Genomic DNA, 25,017 nt, shown 5'->3' on the forward strand with positions numbered 1-25,017 from the left:
GGCGTCAGGCCCGGTCGACCGGGGCGGCGGGGGCTGCCTTGGCGGCCGGGGCAGAAGGGGCTGCCGGGGCGGCCGGCTGGTGGCCGGCGGGGATGTGCTGCACCCCGATCCGCTTGCGGAACACCCAGTACGTCCAGCCCTGGTAGAGCAGCACCAGCGGGGTGAACACGGCGGCCACGATGGTCATCAGCTTGAGGGTGTACGGCGAGGAGGCCGCGTTGCCGACGTTCAGGCTCCAGGCCGGGTCGAGCGTGGAGGGCATGACGTTCGGGAAGAGCGCCAGGAACAGCATCGCGACCGCGGCCACGACGGTCGCCCCGGAGAGGACGAACGCCCAGCCTTCGCGGCCGAGTTGGTTGGCCACCAGGGCGCCGACCAGGGCCAGCACCGCGATCACCAGGGCGGCCAGGCTGCGGCCGTTGCCGCTGTGCGCCTGGGTCCAGACCAGGAAGACGAGGGCGAGGACGGCGGTCACCAGGCCCGCCTGGAGAGCGGCCCGGCGAGCCCGCTCGCGGATCTCGCCGACGGTCTTGAGGGCCGCGAACACCGCGCCGTGGAAGGTGAACAGGGCGAGCGTCACCAGTCCGCCGAGCAGCGCGTACGGGTTGAACAGGTCGGCGAGGCCGCCGGCGTAGTTCTTGTGGGCGTCGATGTCCACGCCGCGGACGATGTTCGCGAAGACCGCGCCCCACAGGAAGGCCGGGATGAGGGAGGTCCAGAAGATGGCCTCCTCCCAGTTGCGCTGCCAGCGGGCGCCGTCCCGCTTGGCCCGGTACTCGAAGGCCACGCCGCGGACGATCAGGCAGACCAGGATGGCCAGCAGCGGGAGGTAGAAGCCGCTGAACAGGGTCGCGTACCAGTCCGGGAAGGCGGCGAAGGTGCCGCCGGCGGCGGTCAGCAGCCAGACCTCGTTGCCGTCCCAGACCGGACCGATGGTGTTGATCAGCACCCGGCGCTCGGCGGTGTTCCGGGCGAGCGGCTTGGTGAGGACGCCGATCCCGAAGTCGAAGCCCTCGAGGAAGAAGTAGCCGATCCACAGGACCGCGATCAGCACGAACCAGACGTCGTGGAGTTGCATGACCCTGGGTCTCCTATCTGTGGGTCAGTTCTGCGGGTCTGTCGGGTCAGTAGGCGAAGGCGAGCAGCTTGTCGGCGTCCTCGTCCGCGGACGGGCCGCGCAGCGACGGGTCCTCGGCCGGGGGCCGCTCGGTCACCACCGGGCCGGCCTTGGCGTACTTGACCAGTAGCCGGACCTCGACGACGGCGAGGATCGCGTACAGCGTGGTGAAGGTGACCAGGGCGCCGACCTGGGTGCCGACGCCGACGTTGGGGGAGACGGCGCTGGCGGTGGTCATCAGGCCGAAGACGGCCCAGGGCTGGCGGCCCATCTCGGTGAAGATCCAGCCGAAGCTGTTGGCGATCAGCGGGAATCCCATGGTCAGGATGCCGATCCGCCAGCTCCACTTGGTGAGCAGCGGGCCCAGCTCCCGCTTCGGGGTGAGCATCAGCCGGGGCACCTCGGTGTCGCCGGTGCGGAACTCGGGGCGCAGCAGGAACTTCCGGCGGGTGGTCCAGAGGCCGATCAGGCCGGCGGCGAAGGAGGTCATCCCGAAGCCGATCATGAACCGGAAGCCCCAGTAGGTCACGAAGACGCTCGGGATGTAGTCCTTGGGGTTGCCACCGTGGGCGGCGGCCTCGGCGGCGGCGGTGTCGTTGATGCCGGGGACGGACGAGCTGAAGTCGCTGTGGGCGAGGAAGGAGAGTACCCCGGGGACCTCCAGCTCGACCGAGTTGTGGCCCTTGCCGACGTCGCCGACCGCGAAGATCGAGAACGGCGCGGGCGCCTGGGTGTCCCACAGCGCTTCGGCGGCGGCCATCTTCATCGGCTGCTGCTCGAACATGACCTTGCCGAGGGTGTCGCCGCTGAGCGCGGTGCCGGCGCCGAAGATCACAGCGAGCACCAGGCCGAGCCGCAGCGAGGTGCGCATCACCGCGGTCTTCTTCGGGTCGGCGTTCTCCGGCCTGCGCTTGGCCTTCCAGAGGTGGAAGGAGGCGATGCCGACCATGAAGGCGGCGCCGGTGAGGAAGGCGGCGGTCAGGGTGTGGAAGACCACGGTGAGGGTGGTGTCCTGGAACAGCACCTTGGTGATGTCGGTGAGCCGCGCCTTGCCGGTGGCCTTGTCGATCGCGTAGCCGGCGGGGTGCTGCATCCAGGAGTTGGCGGCCAGGATGAAGTAGGAGGAGAGCACGGTGCCCAGCGAGACCATCCAGATGCAGGCGCAGTGGATCCTCTTCGGCAGCTTGTCCCAGCCGAAGATCCACAGGCCGATGAAGGTGGACTCGAAGAAGAAGGCGATCAGCGCCTCCATCGCGAGCGGGGCGCCGAAGACGTCACCGACGAAGCGGGAGTAGTCGGACCAGTTCATGCCGAACTGGAATTCCTGCACGATTCCGGTGACGACACCCATCGCGATGTTGATGAGGAAGAGCTTTCCCCAGAACTTGGTCGCGTGGAAGTACTTCTCCTTGCTCGTACGCACCCAGGCGGTCTCCAGCCCGGCCACGATCGCGGCCAGACTGATGGTGAGCGGTACGAAGAGGAAGTGGTACACGGTGGTGATGCCGAATTGCCACCGCGCGATCGTCTCGTGAGCGATTGCCAGTTCCACGTCGCCCGCCCTCTCTCCGCCGGCCCCTGTTCAGGGCGTTTTCCGGACAAACCTGATCCATAGCCGTAGACGCTGCTCAACCACGCAAGCTTGTCCGCTTGTGAACGTGAACACGTTCACAAGCACAGTATCCACCATCCTTACGGGGGAACCGCAGGTGGGGTGGGGTTGACGCGGCAGGGCGGGGCGTGACGGTGCGCACAGTCTGCGGAGGTTTGGCGCACCGGGGCAACGAACGACCGGGCGGACGGCGCTCCGCTCTTGGCCGAACCGGCGCTTGACAGCGCCGCGCCCCGCTCGCTGCGGCGAGCGGGGCGTGCTAGGGGGCTACGGGCTGGGGGCTACGGTCGGCCGAGCAGCTGCGCCCCCGAGGTGGAGTCGGCGCGGGCGGTGAAGAACTCGGTGAAGCCGCGCAGGAACTCCTCCAGCGTGATCCGCCCGTCCCCGTCCGTGTCCAACTGGCGGAAACCGTGCGACAGTTCCGCCGGGTGAACCCGCGGACCGCCGAACACCGCGCGGTACTCGTCGAACTCCAGGAAGCCGCTGCCATCGGTGTCGGCCGCGACGAACACCGCGCGCAGAGCAGGGAGCAGCCCCTGCTCCAGGTACGCCTCGTCCTGGTCGAGGCCCGCCAGAGTGGCCGCGGTGAACTCCTCCCGGCTCACCTTGCCGTCCCCGTTGGCGTCCATCGCCGCGCGCAGCTGCTCCCACCAGCCGTCGAAGGCCCGGTACAGCCGCGCCTCGGCGTCCTCGTCCAACTCCAGCTGCCAGCACACGTTGTGGGCCATCGCCCGCAGGTCGTGCACGGTGATGAAGCCGTCCCCGGTCTGGTCCAGCACCTCCCGGAAGAACCGGTCCACCCGGGAGCCGCGAGCGTCCCCGTGCTGGAGGCGCAGCCGACGCGGTGGCTGTTCCTCCTCCGGGGAGCGGTAGCGCACCCGGTCCGGCAGGAGCGGGACGACGGCCCCGGCGCCCCGGTGCAGCACGGCGGACAGCAGCGCCCCGCGCCGGGTGCGGGCCAGCCCGAGCCGCTGCCGTACGGCCGGCGGCAGGTCCGCCACCGTCAGCTCGCGGATCACCCGGGCGACCAGCAGCCGGGTGATCCGCCACCCGGCGTCCCCGAGGAACCAGAGCCTTCGGGGGCGGGGCGCCTCGCGCAGCATGTCGTCGAGCAGGTAGCGGGTGGACTCGGTGAACTCCAGCTTCTCGCGGGTGTATCGGGCGAAGTAAGCGGGCAAGTCGGCGGCGGTCTTGGGGAGTTCGGCCCCGGGCAGGTCGAAGGCGGCGATCGCCTCCTTGAACTCCCGGTAGGCCAGCTCCAGTTGCGCGGAGTCGTACGGGTCCCCGCCGAGCCGCCGCATGGCCACCACGCACTCGAACAGCGTCAGCAGCACCCACACCCGGGTCGCCGCGTCCCGCGCGTCGTACGGCTGCCCGTCCGGCATCGTGCCGCGGATCCGCTTGTGCGACCGGTTGAGCCGCGCGACCTCGCGGCGCAGGGCGTCCGCGTCCTGGTAGAACAGCCGCCGCCCGCTCCCCAAGGTGTGCTCGATCCGCCGCCACGGGTGCGCCCGGTAGGTGGAGTGCTCCGTCATCCCGGCCCCCACCACCGGGTCGGCGGCCTGCAGCACGAGGAGCCGCCAGGCGACGAGGGCGACCCGCCACTCGGACAGGTCGCGCTTGAACGAAACACCCGGGTCAGGCATGGCGCTCTCCAGTGATGTCGGGGCCGATCACGAAACCCTTGGCGGGACCCTCCGGGATGACAGCCTCCTTGCCGTACGGGACCCGGATCGAGGAGGCATACGCCCGGCGCTCGGGGTCAGGGCTGGTGAGGACCGTGACAGCGCCGCCGTCGTCGTGGTCGTCGATGATCACGTACACCGGGATACCGGCGGCGGCATAGGCACGGTGCTTCAGGACGTGGTCGCGCTCGCGGGCTTCGGCTCCGGGTGAGACGGTTTCGATGACCAGGGGGATTCCGGAGGCGAGCAGCCCCAGGCCCTCCGGGTGCTCGACCTCCTCGATGTCCCTCGGGGCAACCAGCACGTCCGGGATCAGCACCTTGAGCCCATGAATGACGTTGCAGACGTTTCCCGGCATCCAGGCGCTCTTACGCAGGTAGTCGACCAAGCCGCTGAGTACCTGCCTGTTGATGCGGAAGTGTCGAGTGCCGCTGGTGGGCGACAACGTGATGGCCCCCTCGATGATCTCCGCGCGGAAGCCCTCCGGAACATCCATGGACTTCCAGAGATTCCACAACCTCTGGTCTGGGTGAATGCTCACGTCGCCTCCCGCTGCCTCGCAGGACACCAGGACCATGGCACGGGACCAAGGGGCCGATCGGGTGAACGACGTGGGGTTCACCCGATCGAGGGGGTTTTCGGGTGCGGGTTCGGTCAGCGCTGGCGGGGGAGTTCGACCCGGAAGGTGGCGCCCTCGCCCGGGGCGGTGTCCAGGGTGAGGGTGCCTCCGTGGGCACGGGTGAGGGCGGTGGCGATGGCGAGGCCGAGTCCGCCGCCGCCGCCGTTGTCGCGGCTGCGGGAGGCGTCGACCCGGTAGAAGCGGTCGAAGACGCGCTGGGCCTGTTCCTCGGTGAGGCCGGGCCCGGAGTCGGCGACCTCCAGCAGGCAGACGCCGTCGCCGCCGCCGCCGACCCCGATCCGGACCGGGGTGCCGGGCGGGGTGTGCTTGACGGCGTTGCCGACCAGGTTGGTGACCACCTGCCGCAGCCGGGCCTCGTCGCCGAGGACGGGTGCCGCGCCGGGGGCGCCGGTGCCGGCGGGGCCGGTGAGCGCGACCGGGCGGCTGGGGTCGAGCGCGGTGAGGTCGTGCAGGGCGTCGGCGGCGAGGGTGCGCAGGTCCATCGGGGCGAGGTCGAGCGGGCGTTCCTCGTCGAGCCGGGCGAGCACCAGCAGGTCCTCGACCAGGGTGCCCATCCGGACCGCCTCGCTCTCGATCCGGCTCATGGTCCGGGTGACGTCCGCCTCGGTGGGCAGCGCGCCCATCCGGTACAGCTCGGCGAAGCCGCGGATGCCGGCCAGCGGGGTGCGCAGCTCGTGCGAGGCGTCGGCGACGAAGCGCCGCATCCGGGCCTCGGACTCGGCGCGGGCGGCGAAGGCCGCCTCGATCTGGGTGAGCATGCCGTTGAGCGCGACCGACAGCCGGCCGACCTCGGTGCCCGGGGAAAGCTCCGGCATGCGGTGCGACAGTTCGCCGGCGGCGATCCGCGCGGCGCCCGCCTCGATCCGCCACAGCGGCCGCAGCCCGGCCCGGACGGCGAAGAAGCCGAGTGCGGTGATCAGCAGCAGGACGCCGCCGCCGATGGCCAGGAAGGAGGTGCTCAGCCGGCCGGTGGTGGCGTCGATGTCCTCGCGGGAGACGGCGACCATGACGAAGGTCGGGGCGACGGTGGGGGAGGCGTACGCGCCGAGTCCGGAGGCCGGTGCGCGGGGTGGCTGGAGCGGCAGCACCAGTACCCGCCAGCTGTGGTGGCCGCGCTGGTCGGGCAGGTCGAAGGGGGTGTCGGGGGCGGTCTGGGTCGGGTCCAGCCCGGCCAGTTGCGGCGCCGGGTCGCTGTCCGAGACGGGCTGGCGCAGCGAGCCCTGGACCTTGCCGTCCGAGGACAGCCACTGCACCAGGTACTGGCTGGGCAGGCTGATCCGCCGCCCGGTGACGACCGGCTTGCCGGCGCCCGGCGCGGTCAGCTGGACCGGGGCCTTGCGCGACAGCGGCTGCCCGTAGCGCTGGAGTTGCTCGTCGAGCTGCTCCACCAGCTGGGCCCGTACGGTGCCGAGCACGAAGGTGTCGCTGACCGCGAGCCCGGTGGTGACCAGTGCGAGGGCGAGGACCAGCAGCCGGGCCCGCAGCGAGAGCCGGGCGGTGAAGCGGTTGAGCACGAGTCCGTCCGGTCAGCCCTGCGGGGGGCGGCGCAGCGCGTAGCCGATGCCGCGCACGGTGTGGATCAGCTTGGGGCCGTGCGCCGGGCCGGAGTCGAGCTTGCGGCGCAGGTAGGAGATGTAGGACTCGACGATGGAGAGGTCGCCGCCGAAGTCGTAGGCCCAGACGTGGTCGAGGATCTGCGCCTTGGACACCACCCGGCCGACGTTGGCCATCAGGTAGTGCAGCAGCTTGAACTCGGTCGGGGAGAGCGCGACCGGGGTGCCGGCGCGGGTGACCTCGTGGGCGACCGGGTCGAGGCTGAGGTCGGCCACCACCAGTCGGCCGTCCTCGGCGGGCCCGCCGGCCCGGCGCAGGATGGCGCGGATCCGGGCGATCAGCTCCTCGAGGCTGAACGGCTTGGTGACGTAGTCGTCCGCGCCGGCGGCCAGTCCCTGCACCTTGTCGCCGACGCCGTCCTTGGCGGTGAGGAACAGCACCGGCAGGTGGTCGCCGGGGTGTCCGTGCGCGGGCCCGGCGATCTGGCCCCGGCTGGTGCGCTCGCGCAGCTTCTCGACGACGGTGAAGCCGTCGAGGTCGGGCAGCATCACGTCGAGGACCACCAGGTCCGGCCGCTCGGCGGCGATCAGCTCCAGGGCTTCGGTCCCGCTCGCGGCGGAGGCCACCCGGAACCCGGAGAAGCGCAGCGAGGCGGCGAGCAGTTCGCGGATGTTCGGCTCGTCGTCCACGACGAGGAGGAAGGCCTCGCCCTGGCCCCCGGCCACGGTGGGGCCGCCCGGTGTGGTGACAGTGCCTTGCACGGGGGTTTCGCCTCCCGGTCGGACGATGACGTTCAGCATGAGGCTAGCCCTCGGAGGCTATGCGGCATGGATGAATGTTGGATTAACACCTTATCGGTCGGTTTTTGGGCGACAAGCCCCCAGGGGCGGGGCTCGGTGGTGTGCGTACGGGCCTCGGGCGTTGACGGGGAACGTCGACGGCCGGGGAGGGCGATCCCCGGCCGTCGACGTCGTACGCTCAGCTGCTCAGCTGCTCAGCTGTGCGGCGGCCTGGACGTGCTGGCCCGCCTGGTAGCTGCCGCCGGGCTGGCGGATCATGACGTTGCCGCGGTTGAAGGCGTTGATCAGGGCGATGACGCCGACCAGCGCCGCGAGCTGCTCCTCGTCGTAGTACTTCGCGGCGTTCGCCCACGCCTCGTCCGTCACCCCGCCCCCGTCGGCCAGCCGGCTGCCCTGCTCCGCGAGCTCCAGGGCGGCCCGCTCCGCGTCGGTGAAGACCGTCGCCTCACGCCACACCGCCACCAGGTTCAGCCGGGTCGCCTCCTCGCCGGCGTGCACGGCCTCCTTGAAGTGCATGTCGACGCAGGCCGAGCACCCGTTGATCTGGCTGGCCCGCAGCCGCACCAGCTCCTGGGTCGCGTACGGCAGGGTCGAGTCCGCGAGCGACTTGTTCGCGGCGATGAGGTGCTTGAAGACCTTGCCCAGGACCGGGCTGGCGAAGGGGTTCAGACGGGCTTCCATGGCGCGCTCCTCGGCGTTCCGTGTTGCGTTGGCGTCCTCTATGACCGGATGACCGGGCGTCCTGTGACAGCCGTGGATGTGACCTGCGTCACTCGTTCCGCGGGCGGCACTCCTCCGGGTCGCGCACCACCCGGACGTGGGTGATCCGACCCCGGCGATCCCCCTCGCTCCGGGGACGTACGGAGAATCCGCACCTCCGGGCGTTCCCCACCGGACCGGTCCGTGGGACTTTCCCCGGGCCGTCCCCACCCCCATCCCAGCCCTGTGGGACCGCCCCGGACGGCGGCAGAGTTGCCGTCGTCCGGGGCGCTCGCCTCCGGACGCCGACCGCCGCAGGCCGTCAGGGGCCGTGTGGCACATCAGGGAGGGAAGCGTCATGCGCAAGAACCGCATCGTGCTCAGCCTCGCGGGAGCCGGCCTCGTGGTGGCCTCGGCCATCGGGACGGCCGGCAGCGCCGCCGCCACGACCGCGACGCCGGACCAGGCCAGCCCCTCGTGCAACTACACCAACTCCGAGCCGACCCTCAGCCGGGGCTCCAGCGGTACCGCGGTGAAGCAGCTGCAGTGCGAGCTGAACCTCTCGCTCAGCCCCAGCAGCCACACCCCGCTGAACATCGACGGCAGCTTCGGGCCGGCCACCCAGACCGCCGTCTACCAGTTCCAGAGCTGTGCGGGCCTCTCGGTGGACGGCATCGTCGGGCCGAACACCTGGGGCTCGCTGGACTACTGGTACCAGTCCCCCAACTACGTGTGCTGACGCGTGGGTGAGTGACGCCCGGGCGGGGACGGCGGCACGACAGACGGGGGCCGCCCCTGCCCGGGTTCCGGGTACGGCATCCGCCACCACGGCAGGCTCCGGGCTCAGTGCTCCGGGCCCGCCGTGGTGGCGGTGGCCGCGCCCGGGGGCGGCGTGGTGAGCAGATCCGGCGCCACCGGCGCGCTCGCGGGGTCGGTGATCACCTGGCTGCACCCCCGGCCCGCCGCCTGCTCCCCGCACACCTGCAGACCGCTGTCGGAGGCGGAGGCGTCGACCATCGGCGAGTACGCGTCGTAGCCCCAGTGCACCAGGGCGGTCTGATGGCCGCCCCGGGCCGTGGTGATCGAGGCCGAGTCGCCGGGAGTGGCGTCGGTGAGCTTGGCCCAGGCGGCCCTGCAGTGGGCGCTGTAGCGGATCTGAATGGTCATCCGCTGGACGTTGGCAGTGATCAGCGTGACGGCGTCGTCGCCGCAGCCGCTGGCCTTCGGGTCCAGCCCGGTGCAGGAGACCCCCAGACAGCCGCCTGGCGCCGAACGGGTCGCGGTCGCGGTCGCGGTCGCGGTCGTCGGAGCGGCGGAGACCTCGGCGTGCTTCGACGGTCGGCCGTGCCACCACACGGCCACTACCGCGGCCAACACCATGATGACCGTCAACCCCACGGCCGCGTAGCCGAGTTGCCGCCGCCGGGTCGAACCGCCCGTCGCCGCGCCGTCGAGGCCGCTCTCGTCCTCGGTCCCGTCCTCGTCCTCGGTCCCGTCCTTGCCCTCGGTCCCGTCCTTGCCCTCGTCCTCGTCGGCCCCGGTGTTCCGCGACACCACCGCGAGGAAGACCGGCAGCACCGACTCCACGTCAGTACCCGAAACCTCGGCCAACCGACGCAACGCGTGTTCGGTCACGACGCGTTCGCCGTTGAACCACCGTTGCCACGACGACTTGCTGTGGTGCGTCCGATCCGCGAGCTCGACCAGACTGAGCCCACTGCGGTCCTTCATCTCCCTGAGCACCTCGACGAGCTCCCGCTCCGCCGCGGACAACCCCTCAGGCAGACGCCTCCAGCGACCGGCCACGCGCCCCCCAATGCGCCACGAGCCTTGCTGTTCACATCAGTTGATCGACCTCGCCGCTTCAGGGTACATGTCCCGGACAACCCCGTCCCGGCTTTCGCCCGGCCTGCCCGGTCCTGCGTCCGCCCCCGCCCCCGCCCCCGTCCACGCACGGAGCTTCTCGGGGTTGCGCACCGCCCAGATGTGGGTGATCCGGCCCTCGGCGATCCGGAACGCCATCACGGTGTCGGTGACGCCGCCCTGCTGCGCGACCAGGCCCGGCAGGCCGTTGACGGCGCACTCCAGCAGCGTGAGCCCGGCGGTGACGCGGTCGCCGTGGACGCGGATGCGGGCGATCCACTCGCTGCCGGTGAGCGGTTCCAGCAGTGCGCTGACCAGGCCACCGCCGTCGGCGATCACGGTGGCGTCCGGGTCGAGGAGGTCCATGAGCGACTTGACGTCCTTCGCCTCCCAGGCCCGCTTGAAGTCCCGGACGACGACGGCCTGCTCGCTCGTCGGCGTCGCCGGGGTCTGCGCCGCGCGGATCCGGCGGCGGGCCGAGGTGGCCAGCTGCCGGCAGGCCGCCGCCGAACGGCCGACGATCGCGGCGACCTCGGCGAACGGGTACTGGAAGACGTCGTGGAGGATGAACGCCACGCGTTCGGCGGGCGTCATCGACTCGAGGACGACGAGGAAGGCCATGTTGACCGACTCGTCGAGGGTGATCCGGTCCGCCGGGTCCGCCGCCGCGCCCTCCGCCCCCTCCCGGTGTTCGGGCAGCGGCTCGGGGAGCCACTCGCCCACGTAACGCTCCCGCCGGGCCCGGGCGGAGCCGAGCTGGTTGAGGCAGATCCGGCTGGCGACCGTGGTCAGCCAGCCGCCGGGCGAGACGACGGCGGCCCGCTCCTGCGGGGTCATCGCGTACCAGCGGGCGTACGTCTCCTGCACGACGTCCTCGGCGTCGGCGAGGGAGCCGAGCAATCGGTACGCCACGTTGATCAGCTGGCGCCGCTCGCTCGTGATCACGCTCAGGTCGTCGTTCATCTGCCCGCCTCCGGTTGGTCTCGTCCTCCCATGACTCCTACGAGTCCTACGACAGGACAGCGGGCCGGAATGTGACGTCCGCGCGCCGCCTCACATTCCGGCGTGCCGTCCTGTCGTAAGGGCAGAAGGCAACCGAACGGTAGGGAGGAAACACCGTGAACGACTTCCAGGCGATCGCCGACCGAGTCGAAATCCAGGACCTGCAGGCCGAGTTCACCGACGCGGTGATGATGCGCGACGGAGCCCGGCTGGCCGCCCTGTTCACCCCGGACGGCGCGCTGCGGATGCCCAACGTCCCGATCGAACTGGTCGGGCCGGAGCAGATCGGCGCCGGGCGGGCGAAGCTCCAGGCGCAGTGGGACTTCTTCGTGCAGAACACCCACCCGGGCGCGATCCGGATCGACGGCGACACCGCGACCGGCCGCGCCATGATGCACGAGGTCGTCCGGCTGAAGAACGGCCAGGAAGGGCTCAACTACGCCATTTACCACGACCGTTACCGGCGGACGACGGACGGCTGGCGGTTCGCCGAACGGGTCTACGAGGTCCGGTACGTGGACACCACTCCGCTGGGCGGCTCCGCGCCGAGCGCGGAGGGCGGGCCGGAGGTCGGGCCGGACGGCGGCGCCACCTTCGCCACTCCCGCGCCCGCCGAGCGGCTCGAGCGGGCCGCGGCCGCCCTGGCGGCGCAGGGCTTCACCGTCGAGGTCCTGGACGACGCGGCCGCCGCCCGCGCCCGCGTCCACGAGCTGATCCCGGAGAACGCCAGCGTCTTCACCTCGGCCAGCGAGACCCTCCGGCTGTCCGGTCTCGACGAGGACATCAACGGCGGCAGCCGCTACCGGTCCGTCAAGTCCCGGGTACTGGCCATGGACCGGGAGGCCGAGGCGGACGAGCTCCGGCGCCTGCTGGCGTCCCCCGACGTCGCGGTGGGCAGCGTCGCCGCCGTCACCGAGACCGGTTCCCTGGTGATCGCCTCGGGCTCCGGCAGCCAGCTGCCCGCCAACGCCGGCGGCGCCGGCCACGCGGTCTGGATCGTCGGCGCCCAGAAGGTGGTCCCCGACCTGCCGACCGCCATGCGCCGCCTGGAGGAGCACGCCCTCCCCCTGGAGGACGCCCGCGCCCGGGCCGCCTACGGCCAGCCCAGCGCCGTCAACCAGCTCCTGGTGCTCAACGCGCCGACCCGCTTCGCCCGCGGCACCGTACTGCTGCTGCGCGAGGCCATCGGGTACTGACCCTGCTGCGCGAGAAGTCGGCCGGGCCGACTTCTCGCGCAGCGTCGAACGTCAGTCCGAGTCCAGGCCGGGCTTCGCGCCCTCGGGCTTCGTGTGGAGCACCTCGCGGCCCTGCTCGGCGGCGCGGGCGATGGCCTCGGAGATGAAGTCGAGGAAGCGGGCGACGTTCTCCAGCCGGGCACCGGCCGGGGTGTCGGCACCGAGGATGCCGACGCCCTGGCGGGTGGTGCCGACGAGCTCGGCGGTGGCCCGGGCACTGACCATCATCGACCGGTACCAGATGTCGTCGTCCACGAAGTACCGCTCGCGGCGGCGCTCGTCGCGCTCCCGGCGAACCATGCCCTGACTCTCCAGGAACGCGATCGACTTGGAGACGGTCGCCGGGCTGACCTGGAGGCGCTCGACCAGTTCGGCGGCGGTGAGGCTGCCGTCGTCGGTGGTGTAGAGGCAGGTCAGCACCCGCGCCATCGTCCTGGGCATGCCCGACTGCATCATGACGGTGGTGAGCACCTCCTCGTACGCGCGCACCGCCTCCGCGTCACGGCCGTGGGGCTGCGGGGCGGCGGCGTTCGGGCCCTGGGCCTCGGGCTGCCGGCGGCGCTGGGCCCGCTGTCCGGTGGCGCGGTGGGCGAGGTCGGCGCGGTAGGCGGTGGGACCGCCGTTGCGCATCACCTCGCGCGTGACGGTCGAGGTCGGCCGGTCGAGGCGCCGGGCGATCTCCGCGTAGGCGAGGCCGTCGGCCAGTCCCAGCGCGATCTGCTGGCGTTCCTGCTGGGTGAGCCTGCCTCCCGGCATCGCCGTCTCCTTCGCGCTCGTGGTCGGTCCCTCCGTAGCTTTCCATCATAAGAAAGCAGCGCGACAGGATCGGGGTTGACCTTGACCCAAGGTCAACGCTCACGCTGAAGGGCATGAAGCCGAACGCGAACGCGAAGCAGAACACGAACGCCACCACCTCCGCCTGGACCGGCATGCTGCCGGTGGAGGACACCGCCCTCGCGGTCACCGACACCGGCGGTAACGGCCGCCCGGTGCTCTACCTCAACGGCTCGTACTGCACCCAGAAGGACTGGCGGCCCGTGATCGCCCAACTCGGCGACGGCTACCGCCACATCACCTTCGACGAGCGGGCCCGCGGCAAGTCCGGGAAGTCCGCCGACTACAGCTTCGAGGCCTGCCTGCGCGACATCGACGCCGTCCTCGCCGCCACCGGCGCCCGCAGCCCGATCATCGTCGGCTGGTCCTACGGCGCGGCCCTCGCCCTGCACTGGTCCACCCGCCACCCCGACCGCCTGGCCGGCGCAGTCATGGTCGACGGCGGCTACCCCTGGGACTACCTCGCCACCGTCGAAGGCGGCCGCGAGGCCGGCAAGGAACAGATCCGCAAGCTGTTCAAGCGGTTCGCCCCGCTGATGCCGCTGGTCCGCCCGCTCGGCATGGCCGCCCGGATGTCCGCCGCCGAGCACGCCGAGATCAACATCGAGCTCAACGAGATCGTCGCCGACAGCGCCCCCGCCTTCGACCTCGTCACCTTCCCGATGCGCTACCTGGTCGCCACCGGCGCCAGCCTCGGCGGCACCGACGAGGGCCTCACCGCGATGCGCGCCACCCTCGACCCGATCCTCGCCCGCAACCCCAACGTCCGGGTCAGCGCCACCGTCCCCAGCAAGCACACCACCATCGTCCGCAAGGACTTCCGCGCCATCGCCACCGCCGTCCGAGAGGTTGCCGATCTCCGGCCCCGCCTGGTCAACTGACGCCATGACGGACGGAGTAACGATCAGCCAGGCCGCGGCCTTCGCCGGCGTCACGGTGAAGACCATCCGGCACTACCACAAGAACGGCCTGGTCGAGGAGCCCGCGCGCGACCACTCCGGCTACCGCCGCTACGGCAGCCCCGAACTGCTGCGGCTGGTCCAGGTGCGGACCCTGGCCGGGGCGGGCGTGCCGCTCGCCGAGATCGGCCCCATCCTCGACGCCGACCCCGAGGGCTTCGCCGCCGCCCTCGTCGACGTCGAGGAGAACCTCACCGGCAAGATCGACGAACTGATCGCCCGGCGCGAGACCCTGCGCCAACTCGCCACCGGGGACCGGGTACTGCTCCCCGCCCGGGCCTGCGCCCTGCTCGACCGGATGCCCGGGCTCGGCTTCGGCCCGGACGACGTGAAGACCGCGCACGAGGGCCTGGTCCTGGTCCGGGCCCTGATGCCGGAGGGCTTCGACGAGTACCTCACCCAGATCGAACACAGCCTGGAGGACCCCCGGCACGTCGCCATGATCAAACTCACCTGGAGCGCCGGGAAGTGGGACCGGGACGACCCCAGGATCGAGGAACTCGCCGAGGAGGTCGCCAACCACTTCATCGCCGACCCCTCCCTGCTGCCCACCCTCGGCGGCCTCCGGACCCGCGAGGACGGCGACGCCCGCCACGACCTCCTCACCCACCACGGCGAGGACGACCGCCCCGGCTGGACCCGCCTGACCGCGCTGATCGAACAGAAGCTGCGCGCCGCGGGCGTCGACGTCCCGTAGACCCCGGATCCGCTACTCGGCGGCGGTGAGCAACTTGCGGACGTGATCCGCTGCTTCGGCCAGCGGGACGGACTCCGTCTCGCCGGTGGCCCGGGCCGTGACCTCCACCAGGCCGTCGGCCAGCCCGCGGGCGCCGACCGTGATGCGGTACGGGATGCCGATCAGCTCGACGTCGCGGAACTTCACGCCGGGCCGCTCGTCCCGGTCGTCCAGCAGCACGTCGATCCGCTCGCGCCGCAACTGCCCGTACAGGGTCTCGGCGGCCGCGCGCACCTGCTCGTCCTTCGTCCCGAGGACGACGACGGCCACCTCGAAGGGGGCGACCGCGAGCGGCCAGACGATGCCCTTGTCGTCGTGGTGGGTCTCCACGACGGCGGCCAGCGCCCGCTCCACGCCGATCCCGTAGCTGCCCATGATCGGCACGGTCCGCTCGCCGTCCGCGCCGGCCACCGCGACGCCGAGGGCCTCGGTGTACTTACGGCCCAGCTTGAAGATGTGGCCCACCTCGATGGTGACCGCCACGTCCAGCGGCGCGCCGCAGTCGGGGCAGGGCTCCCCGGCGGTGACCTCCCGAAGGTCCGCCCACCGCCGCACCGCGATGTCCCGCTCCACGGACACCCCGCGCAGGTGCACCCCGTCCGTGTTGGCGCCGGTGGTCATGTCGGTGCGGCCGCGCAGCGCCTCGTCCGCGAGGACGGGCAGTTCCTCGGCGACGCCGACCGCGCCCAGGCTTCCGGGGGAGGCGCCGAGCGCCGCCTCGATCTCCTCGGCGGTGGCCGGGCGGACGGCGGTGGCGGCGAGGGTGTCGACGAGCTTCTGCTCGACCAGGCTGTGGTCGCCACGGACCAGGACCAGGGTCAGCCGGCCGTCGACCACGTACACCAGCGTCTTGATCTGCCGCTCGGCCGGCACGTCGTACCGCCGGGCCAGCTCCTCGATGGTGCGCGCGTCCGGAGTGTCGAACCGCTCGGGGGCGTCGAGTCCGGGGCCGTCCACCACGGCGGGCAGAGCAGACATCGCCTTCTCGGTGTTCGCGGCGTAGCCGCAGCCGGGGCAGCGGACCACCAGGTCCTCGCCGGCCGCCGAGGCGGCCATGAACTCCACCGACTCGCTGCCGCCCATCGTGCCGCTGGACGCCTGAACGGCCAGGACGGGCAGTCCGAGGCGGGCGAAGATCCGCTGGTAGGCGGCCTTGTGCAGCTGGAAGGACCGGTCGAGGCCGGCCTCGTCCAGGTCGAAGCTGTACGAGTCCTTCATGGTGAACTCGCGCACCCGCAGCAGCCCGCTCTTGGGGCGGGGCTCGTCCCGGAACTTGGTCTGGAACTGGAACCACATCTGCGGCAGGTCGCGGTACGACCGCAGCTCCTGCGACAGCACGGTGAAGATCTCCTCGTGCGTCACCCCGAGCGCCAGGTCCGCGCCCTTGCGGTCCTTGAGCCGGAACATCTCCTCGCCGATGGACTCCCACCGGCCGCTGCGCTGCCAGATCTCCGCGGGGTGCATGGTGGGCAGCACGAACTCCTGGGAGCCGATCGCGGTCATCTCCTCGCGGACGATGTCCATGATCTTGGCGCGCACCCGTACGGCCAGCGGCAGCAGCGAGTAGTGCCCGGCCATCAGCTGCCGGACGAACCCCCCTCGCACCAGCAGCCGGTGGCTCACCGCGTCCGCGTCGGCCGGGTCCTCCCGGAGGGTGGGTACGTACAGCTGGGACCAACGCATGGGCCGGACACCGTCCTCTCGGCGAAGCTGCTGACAGGGATCCGGAGTCTAGTGGCGACGCCCTGGGCCGGTCGCCCCGTTTTGGGCGGGGTGACGAGCCCATGAACGACCCGGCCGGCCTCCCCTGCTTCAGGCCTGCTCGGGGAAGGCTGTGGTCAGCGGGGCCCGGCGGGTGAGCACGGCGACGCCCACCAGGGCGAGGGCCGAGAGCCCCTGGAGGACGGCGTACCAGGCGGGGCACAGGCCCGGGATCAGGTCGACGCCGACGATCGCGATCGGCGCGATGGTCGAGAGCGTGCGAACACGGTCGAAGGCCCGGTAGGAGCCGTTGGCGGCGCGGGTGATCATGCGGTGGATCACCGGGGCGACCGCGAGCAGGATCACGGCGCGGATCCACAGGAAGGCCGTCGTCCCGTGGCCCGTGAACGCCATCACGGCGACCGTCCCCAGCACGATCGCACTGACGGCGCCGAAGAGCGTGACGTACTTCTTCACCGTGCTGAAGGCCCCACCGAGGTCCGCGCTCGTTTCCATGGTCTCTGTCTCCTCCGTTGTCGTTGTGCCAACGACGCTACGGGGCAGCCGACTTGCCGAGTACGGGTCTGGCCGTACAGCGGGGGTGGGTCCAGACCCACTCCTCAGGAGCAGTCGGAGCGGTACGCGAACGGCCGGTCCGGGCAGTCGGGGCATTCGAACAGGTAGATGCCACCCATGTCGCCGAGCATCAGACCGTGCGGGCACTGGATCCGCGTCCGTTCCTCGTACGGGAGGTCCCAGATCTCGCCCTCCGCCGGAGTGTCCTCGACGGCCAGCCAGGTGCGCCAGCTCGCTCCGTCGAACTCGGCGCTGTTGACGGTCAGCAGGTGTTGCATGGTGCGGTCGCAGCTCGGGCAGGTGGGCCAGTCCGGGTCCTGCGTCCAGGTCGGGTAGCCGCCGACCTTGATCCCGTCGGACACCGACAGGTGGGCCTCGTACGACCAGCCGGTCTCCTCCTCGACCTCCTCGAACCTGGCTTCGAGCGCGTCGTACACGCCCTCCGGGAGGTCCCAGCTCGGGTAGTCGACCACCCGCTCCGGGTGCAGGACGCACGGATTCGGCAGATAGTCGCCCTTCACGCCCTCCGGCCGGGCCGGCGCCGCTGCTTCGAGATCGCTCCGGGAACTGTCCCACCGGTACACCTCGGGCCGCGGCACGTAGCCGGGCTCGTGATCGAACGGGCACCACAACACCTGCAACAGGTCGGTGCCGTCCGGGAATTCGAGCCCGGGCATGTCGGCGGCGAACAGCTGCAGAACGGGTACGAGGGGGAACGGCCCCTCGGCCCCCCTCGGTGGCGCGTACGACGTCCGCGGATGCCCGTCCGCACAGTGCGGCCACGGCTCCGAACGCGGCCAGAGCACCGGCCCACCCATCGAACTGTCCCGGACACCCGGGTCGCCGAGCCTCGGATGCAACCGGGTCGCAGGTTTCCGAAAGGCGGCCACCTCGGGAAACACCGCCTCGACGTCGAGCGGACGCGGCGGAGACGTGCGAGCCATCGAACGGCCTATCTGCGGGAGGAGACGAAGATCCACCCGTGTCTACCGGTGGCCTCTCGCGAGGCGCAAGGGGCCACCGGCCGCCGTCAGAGGTCCCAGCGGAACGACGTGCCGTCCGGAGCCGTGTAGCCCACGACCTGGCGGCCGTCCGGGTCGGCTTCGATGGTGAACCACTCACGGCGGGGGCGGTTCTGGTCGAGCCAGCTGCGGTGGGCGGCCTCGACAGCCTCCCAGGAGTCCCGGGGGCCGTGATGGAGGCCAGCCCAGAAGGAGAACCCCGGATCGTCCAGTACGCGGTCGCCTCCGTGGCCTCCGCCCTCGCAGCGGCCATGTACTCGGCTTTGACCTCGTCGGAGACGCCTATGGCCGTGAGGATGCGTTCCACATCCACGACGGTCGGCGCCACCTTGCCCGTCTCGATCTTGCTCAACTTGCTCGGAGACATGACAGCGCCACGGGCCACGGCCTTGGCTTCCTTGCCAGAAGCCTGCCGAAGTTCCCGTAGCGCTGTCCCGAGCTGTGTTCTGTTCACTCGCCGTGCTCGGCCCACCAGTCCGCGAAGGGGACGGCGTTCGCCATCGCGATGTCACGGTACGACTTGAATTCGGCGATCCGGCTGTTGTCGGTGTGGAAGTCGGATCCGAGGTACTTCCCGTTGCCGTCGTAGCTCATCTCGGCAGCGGTCGCGTCATCGAAGAGCCAGAAGTCCGGCGCCTCGGGAACGGGGTTGGCCTGGTCCGTGGTGTCGAGGATGAAGAACTCCTCGCCGGCCGCCATGTTCCGTTGGTACCCCCAGCCGAGCTCGAACCGGAGGTAGTCCGTGAGCGGGCGCGAGAGGATGTGCACCCGGTACATGCGCTTGTCGGCTCGGGTGGCATCTCCCACGGTCGTGACCCAGCCGGAGGCCTTGAAGTCTTCCGGCTGCTCCTCGCCTGCGAGGAAGGCCTGATAGGCGTCCACTCCGCCGGACTGGCTGTAGTCGTCCAGCGTCTCCAGCCGGAACGCCTCCCGCTCGAACTCCGAAAACCAGTCTCCAAGGGTCCTAGATGAGGTTGTCACGGATGGCCTTTCGGATGAGTTCAACGGGAATCTCGACCAGCATCTCGTGGGCCGGGAGCTGAAGGCCGTGCTCGGTCAGGTCTCGCCTTGGACAGCGAGCGTGCCCCGATCCGTCAGGTAGAGAGTCGGGCATTCACCCTCGTCACAGGAACCCACAAGCCGTGTCGGCTTCACGATGTCTCCTCGCTCGCCCGGTCTCCCGACGATGCTCCCGAGTCCAACAAGCCGAGGCAAGAGGCAAACATTTCCGGTACTGGAACCCGTCCAACTTCGAACGCCCAACCGATAGTTCGGCGGCAATCTCGCTCCTTGCTCCGGTGGCCCCTTGCGTCTCGCAAGGGGCCACCGGAGCAAAGCGGGTTGGCACAGGAAGTCGGCTGGGCCGACTTCCTGTGCAGCGCCGGCCCCGCAGGTGGGCGCTGGACCGCCCTACCGGTCGTCGCCGGCGCCGTGGCGGGTGTCCAGGCAGAGCGCCCACACGTCGGTGTAGGTGGCCGGTGGGCGAGCCACCCACGTGGACGGAAGCCGTCCAGGAGCCGGGCTCGGCGGAGCCGTTGGTGGCCGGAGTGCCGAAAGGGACGAGTTCACGAGAAGGGCAGCGACAGAAGGACGACTCAGGAGACGGACGGCTCGATCTCCCCCGCGAAGACGATGACCTGGTCGATGAGGCTCCCCCGCAGATGGACGACGTCCGTCCCCGCCAGGCGGGGGCCCCCATCCGGCGTGGTGAAGACCCACCGGTACCGGGCCCACTCGCCAGGCACGTCCACCGCCGAGCAGCGCGCCATCGTGCCGGTCCCCGCCGGGTGGCGCCGGATGTCCAGCACGAACCGCTCGACCGCCGCGATTCCTTCGCTGCGACCCAACGGCCCCCAGAAGACCACGTCTGAGGTCAGGGCCTGGGAGAGCAGGGCAGTCACATAGCTGTCGTCCGGGGCGTTGAACGCGGAGATGAACGTGTCGATCGCGGAGCGTGCCGTCTCTTCCTGCATCCCCCAGTAATACCAGCGGTTGCGCGTGCGCGCGTCCCGCGAGCCGCTTTCCGATCACGGTGGACCGTCCCGGTCACAGTGCTAGGCGTTGGTGATCAGGTGGTCGAACTCGCCTGCCTTGGCGCCCTGGAGGAACTTGGCGAACTTGAGGCAGGTGGTGCGGACGACGATGTCCGCGTCGTCGGACTCACGTACTTCGAGCGAACCGCCGATGGAACGCACCTCGACGCAGTTGTCGCTTGAGGCCGAGTAGCGGGACTTCTGCCATGCGGAGCTGGTCATAAGAGCCAGGCTAGCTACCGGCGGCCCCTTGCGGGAAGCAAGAGGCCGCCGAAACGATTCGCTCAGATGTTAGTGATCAGGTGGTCGAACTCGCCTGCCTTGGCGCCCTGGAGGAACTTGGCGAACTTGGGGGTCGTGATGCGGACGATGACATCGCCCTCGTCGGACTCACGGAGTTCGATCACCCCATCGACGGCCTGCACCTCCACACAGTCAGCATTCGAACCGGAGTAACTTGACTTCTGCCAGGTAGAGTTACGCATATTTGCTTTCCATGTCCTTCTTGATGGATCGGATAAACTCTCGGGACTCCTGCTCGGACAGAGCAGCCGAGCCGATCCGGGTGATCAGTGACCGAAATCGGGCCGTGTTGGCCGGTGCGTCGAAGATCAGATTGCCAACCCCTGAGTCCGCCTGGACCGTGTCGAGCTCCTGAACTGGCCCTTCGAAGTAGGTGAAGTTCTCGTTTGGGAGCGGGATCGTATCGGCGTCGAACAGGACAACTCGAATTGAGATGTTGGGTTGCTCGGAGGCATCGACGAGGGCACCCAGCTGCTCGGCGTGAATCTTGGCTCCACCGAACTGCATGCGCAGCGCCGCTTCATGGATGTATGCGGTGAACGGGGTCGCTTCAGATCGAATGATGTGCTGACGCCGCAAGCGAAAGGATGCCCTCAGGTCGACCTCGTGGCCCGGAAGTGGCGGGTAGGAACGCGCAAAGACGGCTGACGCGTAGCCGTTCGTCTGAAGCAGCCCATGAATGAAGGCCATGGTGTAGGCCGAGAGTCCCCGTGCGTGACGCTCGATCTCGGCGACTTCCAGGAAGTCCTGCGATAGGCGGCCGCGGTATTCCTCCCACCAACCGCCCTTGTCCCGGTCGGTGATGATCTCCGCCAGCGCTTCGATCAGGGGCTCGTTGACACACATGCACAGCGCGGCGATCGTCCGCAGGCGTTCGACGCTGATGCCGGTCTTGCCGCTCTCCATCTGGGTCACGTGGGCAGGGTTGATGCCCAGCGCGCGGGCGAGTTGGCTGCCGCCGAGCCCCGCCTGCTCCCGCATTCTGCGCAGCTCGGCGCCCAGACGCAGTTGACGGAGGGTCGGGTTCGATCGAAGCGCCATGACGTCCTCTCTGCAGGTCGTGGGACCAGTCTGCCTCAGAGCGGCAGCCACGTTAGAGGGAACTTCGCGCGGAGCACCACAAATCTGTGGCGGTCCGCGTTATCGTCATTCACAGGTCGATCCGACGGATCGTCAGCAATGCCTTCGTTCTGGGCAGTAGGCGCCTGCTGCCCTCGTGCCGAAGAGCAACCATCACCCGGCCTGGCTCACGGCTTCCCCTCTCCCACACCACAGCCTCACGGAGGTTCCCGTGTGCATCCGTAACACCCCCTCCCTCGCCCTCTCCCGGCAGGCCCTGCGGGACGCCATGACCCGCAACGGCGGCTGGGACACCGAGACCATCTTCAACGCCGAACTCGCCCTCATCGAGCTCATCGTCAACGCCTGGCACCACGCCGGCACCCCCGCGCCGATCGTCTGGTTCTCCATCCTCGACCAGACCCTCCGGGTCACCGTCTCCGACGAGAGCGACGCCCTCCCCCAGCCCCGCACCCCCTCCGGCCTCGCCGAGACCGGTCGCGGCCTCCAGCTCGTCGAGGGCCTCACCGACGGCTGGGGCGTCGACCCGCAGGAACGCGGCAAGACCACCTGGTACGAGCTGGACTCCGACTCGTGACCCACGACCCCATCGCGCCCGACGACCCCCGCATGCGCGACTACACCGAGCCCCAACTCACCACCCTCCTCGGCGAACTGCACCGGCGCGGCCTGCCCCACGGCCTCCTCTGGGGCTCCGCCGCGCCCGGCGAGACGACCCTCGACGGCCGCATCCTGATCGACTTCGGCAACGCGCCCGTCAGCACTCTGCTCAACCTCCTCCACCTCCTCCGCGACCTGGAGAGGGACGAGCCGTGGCACCGGTGAACTTCTTCTTCGGCGCCGTCCTGGTCGCCCTGCTCGCCCTCGCGATCACCACCGTCGCCCTCGGCGTCATCGCGACCCTCAGGATGCGACGCCCCGACGACGGCGACTGAAATACGCGAAGACCCCCGCCTGGGAGGGCGAGGGCCTCGCGGGTGTCCGACGGCTCCGGGTCAGCCGCCGGACGGGTTTCGGCTTCCACCGAAGCCGCCGCCGAACCCGCCGGCAGCAGCCCCCTCAACGAGCTGGCTGGCGTTGTACCCGCCACTGGCATCGGGCGTCCCGACGACGGTCACGCTCTGGCCGGGCTGGAGGTCCGCGACCTTGCCCTCCTTGTTGAGCTGGACCTTGGTCGAATCGCCCGTCGTCACCTTGATCGTGTTGCCGTTGGCGTCGGTCAGATAGACGGTGTTCCCGTCGACGGCCTTGACCGTGCCGCGCGTAAAGCCACCCTGACCCTGACCACCTCGGCGCCCAGCACCCTGGCCGCCGTACCCACCCGCCGCAGCAGCAGCCGCAGTCCGAGGGGAGGACTTGCCACTCGAAGTCCCCTGCTCCTGCTGGTACCAGACCCCGCCCGCGAACGCCCCCGTGGCGATCACACCGCCCGCGAGGACCAGCGTCAGCCACGGCAGCTTCCGCCTCGGCGGAGCCGCCAGCTCCGCGCTCACGTCGCGCGCGTCCGGCGGGGTGGCCAGCAGGGCGACCTGTTCGTCGTGGTCCATCGAAGAAGTGCTCCTACTCGTGCCGGAGGGCGTCGATCGGCCGCAGTGAGGCGGCCCGGTTGGCGGGATAGCTGCCGAAGAACAGTCCGATGGCGACGGCGATGCCGAAGGCACCCAGCACGGACTCCGGGATCACCACCGGTTTGATGCCGACGATGCTGAAGTGCGAGCCGACGATCCCCGCCGCCACGCCCAACCCCGCGCCGATCACCGACAGCAGCGTCGACTCGGTCAGGAACTGCCCCAGAATGACGGCCCGGGGCGCCCCGAGCGCCTTGCGGATGCCGATCTCCCGCGTCCGTTCCGTCACCGTCACCAGCATGATGTTGGTGATCCCGATCCCGCCGACCAGCAGCGAGATCGCCGCGACCGCGCCCAGCAGCACGGTGAAGGTCTTCGTCGTGCTCTCCCTCGCCGTGAGCAGCGAAGCCTGGTTGGTGATCCGGAAGTCGGCCTTCGTCGGGTCGGCGATCGCATGGGTTCCGAGCAGCACCCGGGTGATCTCCGCCTGCGCCGCCGTCGTGGTCTCGGCGGAGGACGCCTGCACCAGGATCTGGTTGACCGCCCCGAAGCCCGTGAAGGCGTTCTGCACGGTCGGCAGCGGTGCGATCACCACATCATCCGGATCGGTGAACCCGCTGCCGCCCTTGGCCTGCAGCACACCAACCACCGTGAACGGCGTCCCACCGAGCACGATCTTCTTCCCGACCGGGTCCTCGACGTCGAACAGCTGCTTCGCCGTCGTCGCCCCGAGCACCGCGACCTTGCGCGAACCGAGCACGTCGTCGTCCGTGAAGTACTCGCCGTGCGCGACCTTCTGGTTGGCGGTCTCGAAGTACGCGGGGTACGTACCCACCACCGAGCCCGGGCTGTACGAGACGTTCCCGTACAGCGCCGTCGCGCTGGTCGTCACCACCGGTGCGACCGACTTGATCGCCGAGGAGTCCGCGTCGCTCGCCAGCGCCTTGGCGTCGGCGACCGTCAGCTTCTTCACCGAGGACGTGGCCCGCGAGCCGCCGAACGCCGAACCGGCGCTGACCGTCAGCGAGTTGGTACCCAGCGAGGTGATCGAGTCCTTCACCGCCACCGACGAGCCGTTGCCCACCGCGAGCAGCAGGATCACCGAGGCCACGCCGATCAGCACCCCCAGCATGGTGAGCGCCGAGCGCACCTTGTTGGCGGCCAGCCCGCCCACCGCGAAGCGGAGCGTCTGCCAGAGGATCATGCCGGGACCCCCAACAGTGCGGGCGGCAGTCCGTCCGAGGCCGCCTGCCTGACATCACTCACGATCTGCCCGTCGACCAGCCGCAGCACCCGCTTGGCGTGCCGCGCGACCTCGTCCTCGTGGGTGATCAGCACGACTGTGCGGCCAGTGGCGTTGAGCCCGTCGATCAGGGCCAGCACCTCCTCGGTCGAGCGGCTGTCCAGGTTCCCCGTCGGCTCGTCCGCGAGCAGCATGGCCGGCGCCGTGACCAGCGCCCGGGCCACCGCCACGCGCTGCTGCTGGCCGCCCGACAGCTGGTTGGGCTTGTGCCCCGCCCGCTCACCCAGCCCCACCAGCGACAGCGCGGCCATCGCCCGCCGCCGGCGCTCCGCCGCCCGGACGCCCGCGTAGGCGAGCGGCAGCTCGACCTGGGCGAGGGCGGTGGTGCGGGGGACCAGGTTGAAGGACTGGAAGACGAAGCCGATCTTGCGGTTGCGGACGAGCGCGAGCTGCTGCTCGTCCAGGTGGCCGACGTCGATGCCGTCCAGCAGGTAGCGGCCGGAGGTCGGGACGTCGAGGCAGCCGAGGATGTTCATCAGGGTGGACTTGCCGGAGCCCGAACTGCCCATCACGGCAACGTAGTCGCCCTGCTCGATGTCCAGGTCGACGCCCGCCGGCTCGCCGGTCCCCGGCTGGGAGGGGCCGCGCAGGGCGTGCACGGTGGCGTCGCCGTGCCCGTACGACTTGGTGAGCCGGCGGATCCGGATCACCGGCACGGGGTGCGCGGGGACGCGGTTGTCGATGACGTGCTGCAT

At 70.4% G+C, this 25,017-nt stretch carries 28 protein-coding genes and 2 pseudogenes; 7 read left to right on the forward strand and 23 right to left on the reverse strand.

Annotated features, from left to right (window positions below; all coding sequences use genetic code 11):
- Positions 1-4: 4 nt before the first annotated feature.
- The 7 genes from cydB to O1G21_RS19270 all read right to left on the reverse strand — a co-directional run bounded on the left by cydB (position 5) and on the right by O1G21_RS19270 (position 8,089).
- Positions 5-1,078 (reverse strand): cytochrome d ubiquinol oxidase subunit II, encoded by a 1,074-nt coding sequence (cydB, locus tag O1G21_RS19240; RefSeq protein WP_270145517.1) that lies wholly within the window; start codon positions 1,076-1,078, stop codon positions 5-7.
- A gap of 46 nt (positions 1,079-1,124) precedes the next feature.
- A complete protein-coding gene (locus tag O1G21_RS19245; protein WP_270145518.1) occupies positions 1,125-2,669 on the reverse strand; it encodes a cytochrome ubiquinol oxidase subunit I in 1,545 nt (514 codons plus the stop codon).
- A 341-nt stretch (positions 2,670-3,010) separates the two neighbouring features.
- Complete coding sequence (locus O1G21_RS19250; RefSeq protein ID WP_270145520.1) at positions 3,011-4,375, reverse strand: EF-hand domain-containing protein; 1,365 nt, start codon at positions 4,373-4,375, stop codon at positions 3,011-3,013.
- Positions 4,368-4,955 (reverse strand): Uma2 family endonuclease, encoded by a 588-nt coding sequence (locus tag O1G21_RS19255; protein ID WP_270145522.1) that lies wholly within the window; start codon positions 4,953-4,955, stop codon positions 4,368-4,370. Before O1G21_RS19255 ends, O1G21_RS19250 begins: the two co-directional genes overlap by 8 nt.
- A gap of 113 nt (positions 4,956-5,068) precedes the next feature.
- Positions 5,069-6,568, reverse strand: a complete 1,500-nt coding sequence (locus O1G21_RS19260; RefSeq protein ID WP_270145524.1) for a sensor histidine kinase — start codon at positions 6,566-6,568, stop codon at positions 5,069-5,071.
- Positions 6,569-6,580: 12 nt separating this feature from the next.
- On the reverse strand, positions 6,581-7,333 hold the full coding sequence (locus O1G21_RS19265) for a response regulator transcription factor (protein WP_030278167.1): 753 nt from the start codon (positions 7,331-7,333) through the stop codon (positions 6,581-6,583).
- A 261-nt stretch (positions 7,334-7,594) separates the two neighbouring features.
- A complete protein-coding gene (locus O1G21_RS19270) occupies positions 7,595-8,089 on the reverse strand; it encodes a carboxymuconolactone decarboxylase family protein (protein ID WP_270145525.1) in 495 nt (164 codons plus the stop codon).
- A 376-nt stretch (positions 8,090-8,465) separates the two neighbouring features.
- On the opposite strand from O1G21_RS19270, the gene O1G21_RS19275 reads away from it, so the two are divergent.
- Positions 8,466-8,846, forward strand: coding sequence for a peptidoglycan-binding domain-containing protein (locus O1G21_RS19275; protein ID WP_270145527.1), 381 nt, complete (start codon positions 8,466-8,468; stop codon positions 8,844-8,846).
- A gap of 104 nt (positions 8,847-8,950) precedes the next feature.
- On the opposite strand, the gene O1G21_RS19280 is transcribed toward O1G21_RS19275, so the two are convergent.
- Both O1G21_RS19280 and sigJ read right to left on the reverse strand, forming a co-directional pair.
- Positions 8,951-9,913 carry a DUF2690 domain-containing protein gene (locus O1G21_RS19280; RefSeq protein ID WP_333493475.1) on the reverse strand — a complete coding sequence of 321 codons (963 nt, stop codon included), beginning with the start codon at positions 9,911-9,913 and terminating at the stop codon, positions 8,951-8,953.
- 36 nt (positions 9,914-9,949) lie between these two features.
- Entirely contained in the window at positions 9,950-10,933 is a 984-nt protein-coding gene (gene sigJ, locus O1G21_RS19285; protein WP_270145529.1) for an RNA polymerase sigma factor SigJ, read from the reverse strand.
- Between the two features lie 155 nt (positions 10,934-11,088).
- On the opposite strand from sigJ, the gene O1G21_RS19290 reads away from it, so the two are divergent.
- Complete coding sequence (locus tag O1G21_RS19290) at positions 11,089-12,168, forward strand: nuclear transport factor 2 family protein (protein WP_270145531.1); 1,080 nt, start codon at positions 11,089-11,091, stop codon at positions 12,166-12,168.
- 51 nt (positions 12,169-12,219) lie between these two features.
- Here O1G21_RS19290 and O1G21_RS19295 read toward each other — a convergent pair whose 3' ends face one another.
- Complete coding sequence (locus tag O1G21_RS19295; RefSeq protein ID WP_270145533.1) at positions 12,220-12,963, reverse strand: GbsR/MarR family transcriptional regulator; 744 nt, start codon at positions 12,961-12,963, stop codon at positions 12,220-12,222.
- 113 nt (positions 12,964-13,076) lie between these two features.
- On the opposite strand from O1G21_RS19295, the gene O1G21_RS19300 reads away from it, so the two are divergent.
- Both O1G21_RS19300 and O1G21_RS19305 read left to right on the forward strand, forming a co-directional pair.
- Positions 13,077-13,922: an alpha/beta fold hydrolase gene (locus tag O1G21_RS19300; RefSeq protein ID WP_270145535.1), complete on the forward strand. Its 846-nt coding sequence runs from the start codon at positions 13,077-13,079 to the stop codon at positions 13,920-13,922.
- A gap of 4 nt (positions 13,923-13,926) precedes the next feature.
- Positions 13,927-14,697, forward strand: a complete 771-nt coding sequence (locus O1G21_RS19305; RefSeq protein WP_270145537.1) for a MerR family transcriptional regulator — start codon at positions 13,927-13,929, stop codon at positions 14,695-14,697.
- A 12-nt stretch (positions 14,698-14,709) separates the two neighbouring features.
- Here the strand turns inward: O1G21_RS19305 and O1G21_RS19310 are convergent, their stop codons facing one another.
- The 10 genes and pseudogenes from O1G21_RS19310 to O1G21_RS19355 form a co-directional block, all read right to left on the reverse strand.
- Entirely contained in the window at positions 14,710-16,419 is a 1,710-nt protein-coding gene (locus tag O1G21_RS19310) for a proline--tRNA ligase (protein WP_270145539.1), read from the reverse strand.
- A gap of 129 nt (positions 16,420-16,548) precedes the next feature.
- Complete coding sequence (locus tag O1G21_RS19315; protein WP_270151100.1) at positions 16,549-16,953, reverse strand: hypothetical protein; 405 nt, start codon at positions 16,951-16,953, stop codon at positions 16,549-16,551.
- Positions 16,954-17,057: 104 nt separating this feature from the next.
- Positions 17,058-17,690, reverse strand: coding sequence for a DUF1963 domain-containing protein (locus O1G21_RS19320; protein WP_270145541.1), 633 nt, complete (start codon positions 17,688-17,690; stop codon positions 17,058-17,060).
- 544 nt (positions 17,691-18,234) lie between these two features.
- Positions 18,235-18,489: pseudogene (locus O1G21_RS19325) on the reverse strand (helix-turn-helix domain-containing protein); the annotation flags it as partial.
- Positions 18,486-19,016, reverse strand: a complete 531-nt coding sequence (locus tag O1G21_RS19330) for a DUF6879 family protein (protein ID WP_270145543.1) — start codon at positions 19,014-19,016, stop codon at positions 18,486-18,488. The gene O1G21_RS19330 and the pseudogene O1G21_RS19325, both read right to left, overlap by 4 nt.
- Positions 19,000-19,190, reverse strand: a pseudogene (locus O1G21_RS19335) (hypothetical protein). The gene O1G21_RS19330 and the pseudogene O1G21_RS19335 overlap by 17 nt, the downstream one beginning before the upstream one ends.
- 440 nt (positions 19,191-19,630) lie before the next feature.
- Positions 19,631-20,008, reverse strand: a complete 378-nt coding sequence (locus O1G21_RS19340; protein WP_270145545.1) for a nuclear transport factor 2 family protein — start codon at positions 20,006-20,008, stop codon at positions 19,631-19,633.
- 81 nt (positions 20,009-20,089) lie between these two features.
- Positions 20,090-20,290, reverse strand: coding sequence for a DUF397 domain-containing protein (locus O1G21_RS19345; protein WP_270145547.1), 201 nt, complete (start codon positions 20,288-20,290; stop codon positions 20,090-20,092).
- Positions 20,291-20,352: 62 nt separating this feature from the next.
- Positions 20,353-20,553 (reverse strand): DUF397 domain-containing protein, encoded by a 201-nt coding sequence (locus O1G21_RS19350; RefSeq protein WP_270145549.1) that lies wholly within the window; start codon positions 20,551-20,553, stop codon positions 20,353-20,355.
- Positions 20,546-21,412: a helix-turn-helix domain-containing protein gene (locus O1G21_RS19355; RefSeq protein ID WP_270145551.1), complete on the reverse strand. Its 867-nt coding sequence runs from the start codon at positions 21,410-21,412 to the stop codon at positions 20,546-20,548. The genes O1G21_RS19350 and O1G21_RS19355 overlap by 8 nt, the downstream gene beginning before the upstream one ends.
- A 250-nt stretch (positions 21,413-21,662) precedes the next feature.
- Between O1G21_RS19355 and O1G21_RS19360 the strand changes: the two genes are divergently transcribed.
- From O1G21_RS19360 to O1G21_RS19370, 3 genes are read left to right on the forward strand one after another with little or no spacing between them, the layout of a single operon-like run.
- Positions 21,663-22,028, forward strand: a complete 366-nt coding sequence (locus tag O1G21_RS19360; RefSeq protein ID WP_270145553.1) for an ATP-binding protein — start codon at positions 21,663-21,665, stop codon at positions 22,026-22,028.
- Entirely contained in the window at positions 22,025-22,276 is a 252-nt protein-coding gene (locus O1G21_RS19365; protein ID WP_270145555.1) for a hypothetical protein, read from the forward strand. Before O1G21_RS19360 ends, O1G21_RS19365 begins: the two co-directional genes overlap by 4 nt.
- A complete protein-coding gene (locus O1G21_RS19370; RefSeq protein WP_270145557.1) occupies positions 22,264-22,386 on the forward strand; it encodes a hypothetical protein in 123 nt (40 codons plus the stop codon). Before O1G21_RS19365 ends, O1G21_RS19370 begins: the two co-directional genes overlap by 13 nt.
- Before the next feature lie 60 nt (positions 22,387-22,446).
- Here O1G21_RS19370 and O1G21_RS19375 read toward each other — a convergent pair whose 3' ends face one another.
- The 3 genes from O1G21_RS19375 to O1G21_RS19385 are packed head-to-tail and all read right to left on the reverse strand — an operon-like array spanning position 22,447 to position 25,017.
- Complete coding sequence (locus O1G21_RS19375) at positions 22,447-22,998, reverse strand: DUF5666 domain-containing protein (RefSeq protein ID WP_270145559.1); 552 nt, start codon at positions 22,996-22,998, stop codon at positions 22,447-22,449.
- A gap of 13 nt (positions 22,999-23,011) precedes the next feature.
- Entirely contained in the window at positions 23,012-24,223 is a 1,212-nt protein-coding gene (locus O1G21_RS19380) for an ABC transporter permease (RefSeq protein ID WP_270145561.1), read from the reverse strand.
- Positions 24,220-25,017, reverse strand: coding sequence for an ABC transporter ATP-binding protein (locus tag O1G21_RS19385; RefSeq protein WP_270145563.1), 798 nt, complete (start codon positions 25,015-25,017; stop codon positions 24,220-24,222). The genes O1G21_RS19380 and O1G21_RS19385 overlap by 4 nt, the downstream gene beginning before the upstream one ends.

This window comes from Kitasatospora cathayae, assembly GCF_027627435.1.
In the GTDB taxonomy this organism is placed as follows: domain Bacteria; phylum Actinomycetota; class Actinomycetes; order Streptomycetales; family Streptomycetaceae; genus Kitasatospora; species Kitasatospora cathayae.

Bases quoted from the DNA above. Each gene is read 5' to 3' on its own strand.
- cydB (WP_270145517.1), bottom strand. From the start codon at position 1,078: ATGCAACTCCACGACGTCTGGTTCGTGCTGATCGCGGTCCTGTGGATC.
- O1G21_RS19345 (WP_270145547.1), bottom strand. From the start codon at position 20,290: ATGACCAGCTCCGCATGGCAGAAGTCCCGCTACTCGGCCTCAAGCGAC.
- O1G21_RS19250 (WP_270145520.1), bottom strand. From the start codon at position 4,375: ATGCCTGACCCGGGTGTTTCGTTCAAGCGCGACCTGTCCGAGTGGCGG.
- O1G21_RS19340 (WP_270145545.1), bottom strand. From the start codon at position 20,008: ATGCAGGAAGAGACGGCACGCTCCGCGATCGACACGTTCATCTCCGCG.
- O1G21_RS19295 (WP_270145533.1), bottom strand. From the start codon at position 12,963: ATGCCGGGAGGCAGGCTCACCCAGCAGGAACGCCAGCAGATCGCGCTG.
- O1G21_RS19355 (WP_270145551.1), bottom strand. From the start codon at position 21,412: ATGGCGCTTCGATCGAACCCGACCCTCCGTCAACTGCGTCTGGGCGCC.
- O1G21_RS19385 (WP_270145563.1), bottom strand. From the start codon at position 25,017: ATGCAGCACGTCATCGACAACCGCGTCCCCGCGCACCCCGTGCCGGTG.
- O1G21_RS19375 (WP_270145559.1), bottom strand. From the start codon at position 22,998: ATGGACCACGACGAACAGGTCGCCCTGCTGGCCACCCCGCCGGACGCG.
- O1G21_RS19310 (WP_270145539.1), bottom strand. From the start codon at position 16,419: ATGCGTTGGTCCCAGCTGTACGTACCCACCCTCCGGGAGGACCCGGCC.
- O1G21_RS19300 (WP_270145535.1), top strand. From the start codon at position 13,077: ATGAAGCCGAACGCGAACGCGAAGCAGAACACGAACGCCACCACCTCC.
- O1G21_RS19275 (WP_270145527.1), top strand. From the start codon at position 8,466: ATGCGCAAGAACCGCATCGTGCTCAGCCTCGCGGGAGCCGGCCTCGTG.
- O1G21_RS19270 (WP_270145525.1), bottom strand. From the start codon at position 8,089: ATGGAAGCCCGTCTGAACCCCTTCGCCAGCCCGGTCCTGGGCAAGGTC.
- O1G21_RS19320 (WP_270145541.1), bottom strand. From the start codon at position 17,690: ATGCCCGGGCTCGAATTCCCGGACGGCACCGACCTGTTGCAGGTGTTG.
- O1G21_RS19305 (WP_270145537.1), top strand. From the start codon at position 13,927: ATGACGGACGGAGTAACGATCAGCCAGGCCGCGGCCTTCGCCGGCGTC.
- O1G21_RS19350 (WP_270145549.1), bottom strand. From the start codon at position 20,553: ATGCGTAACTCTACCTGGCAGAAGTCAAGTTACTCCGGTTCGAATGCT.
- O1G21_RS19315 (WP_270151100.1), bottom strand. From the start codon at position 16,953: ATGGAAACGAGCGCGGACCTCGGTGGGGCCTTCAGCACGGTGAAGAAG.
- sigJ (WP_270145529.1), bottom strand. From the start codon at position 10,933: ATGAACGACGACCTGAGCGTGATCACGAGCGAGCGGCGCCAGCTGATC.
- O1G21_RS19380 (WP_270145561.1), bottom strand. From the start codon at position 24,223: ATGATCCTCTGGCAGACGCTCCGCTTCGCGGTGGGCGGGCTGGCCGCC.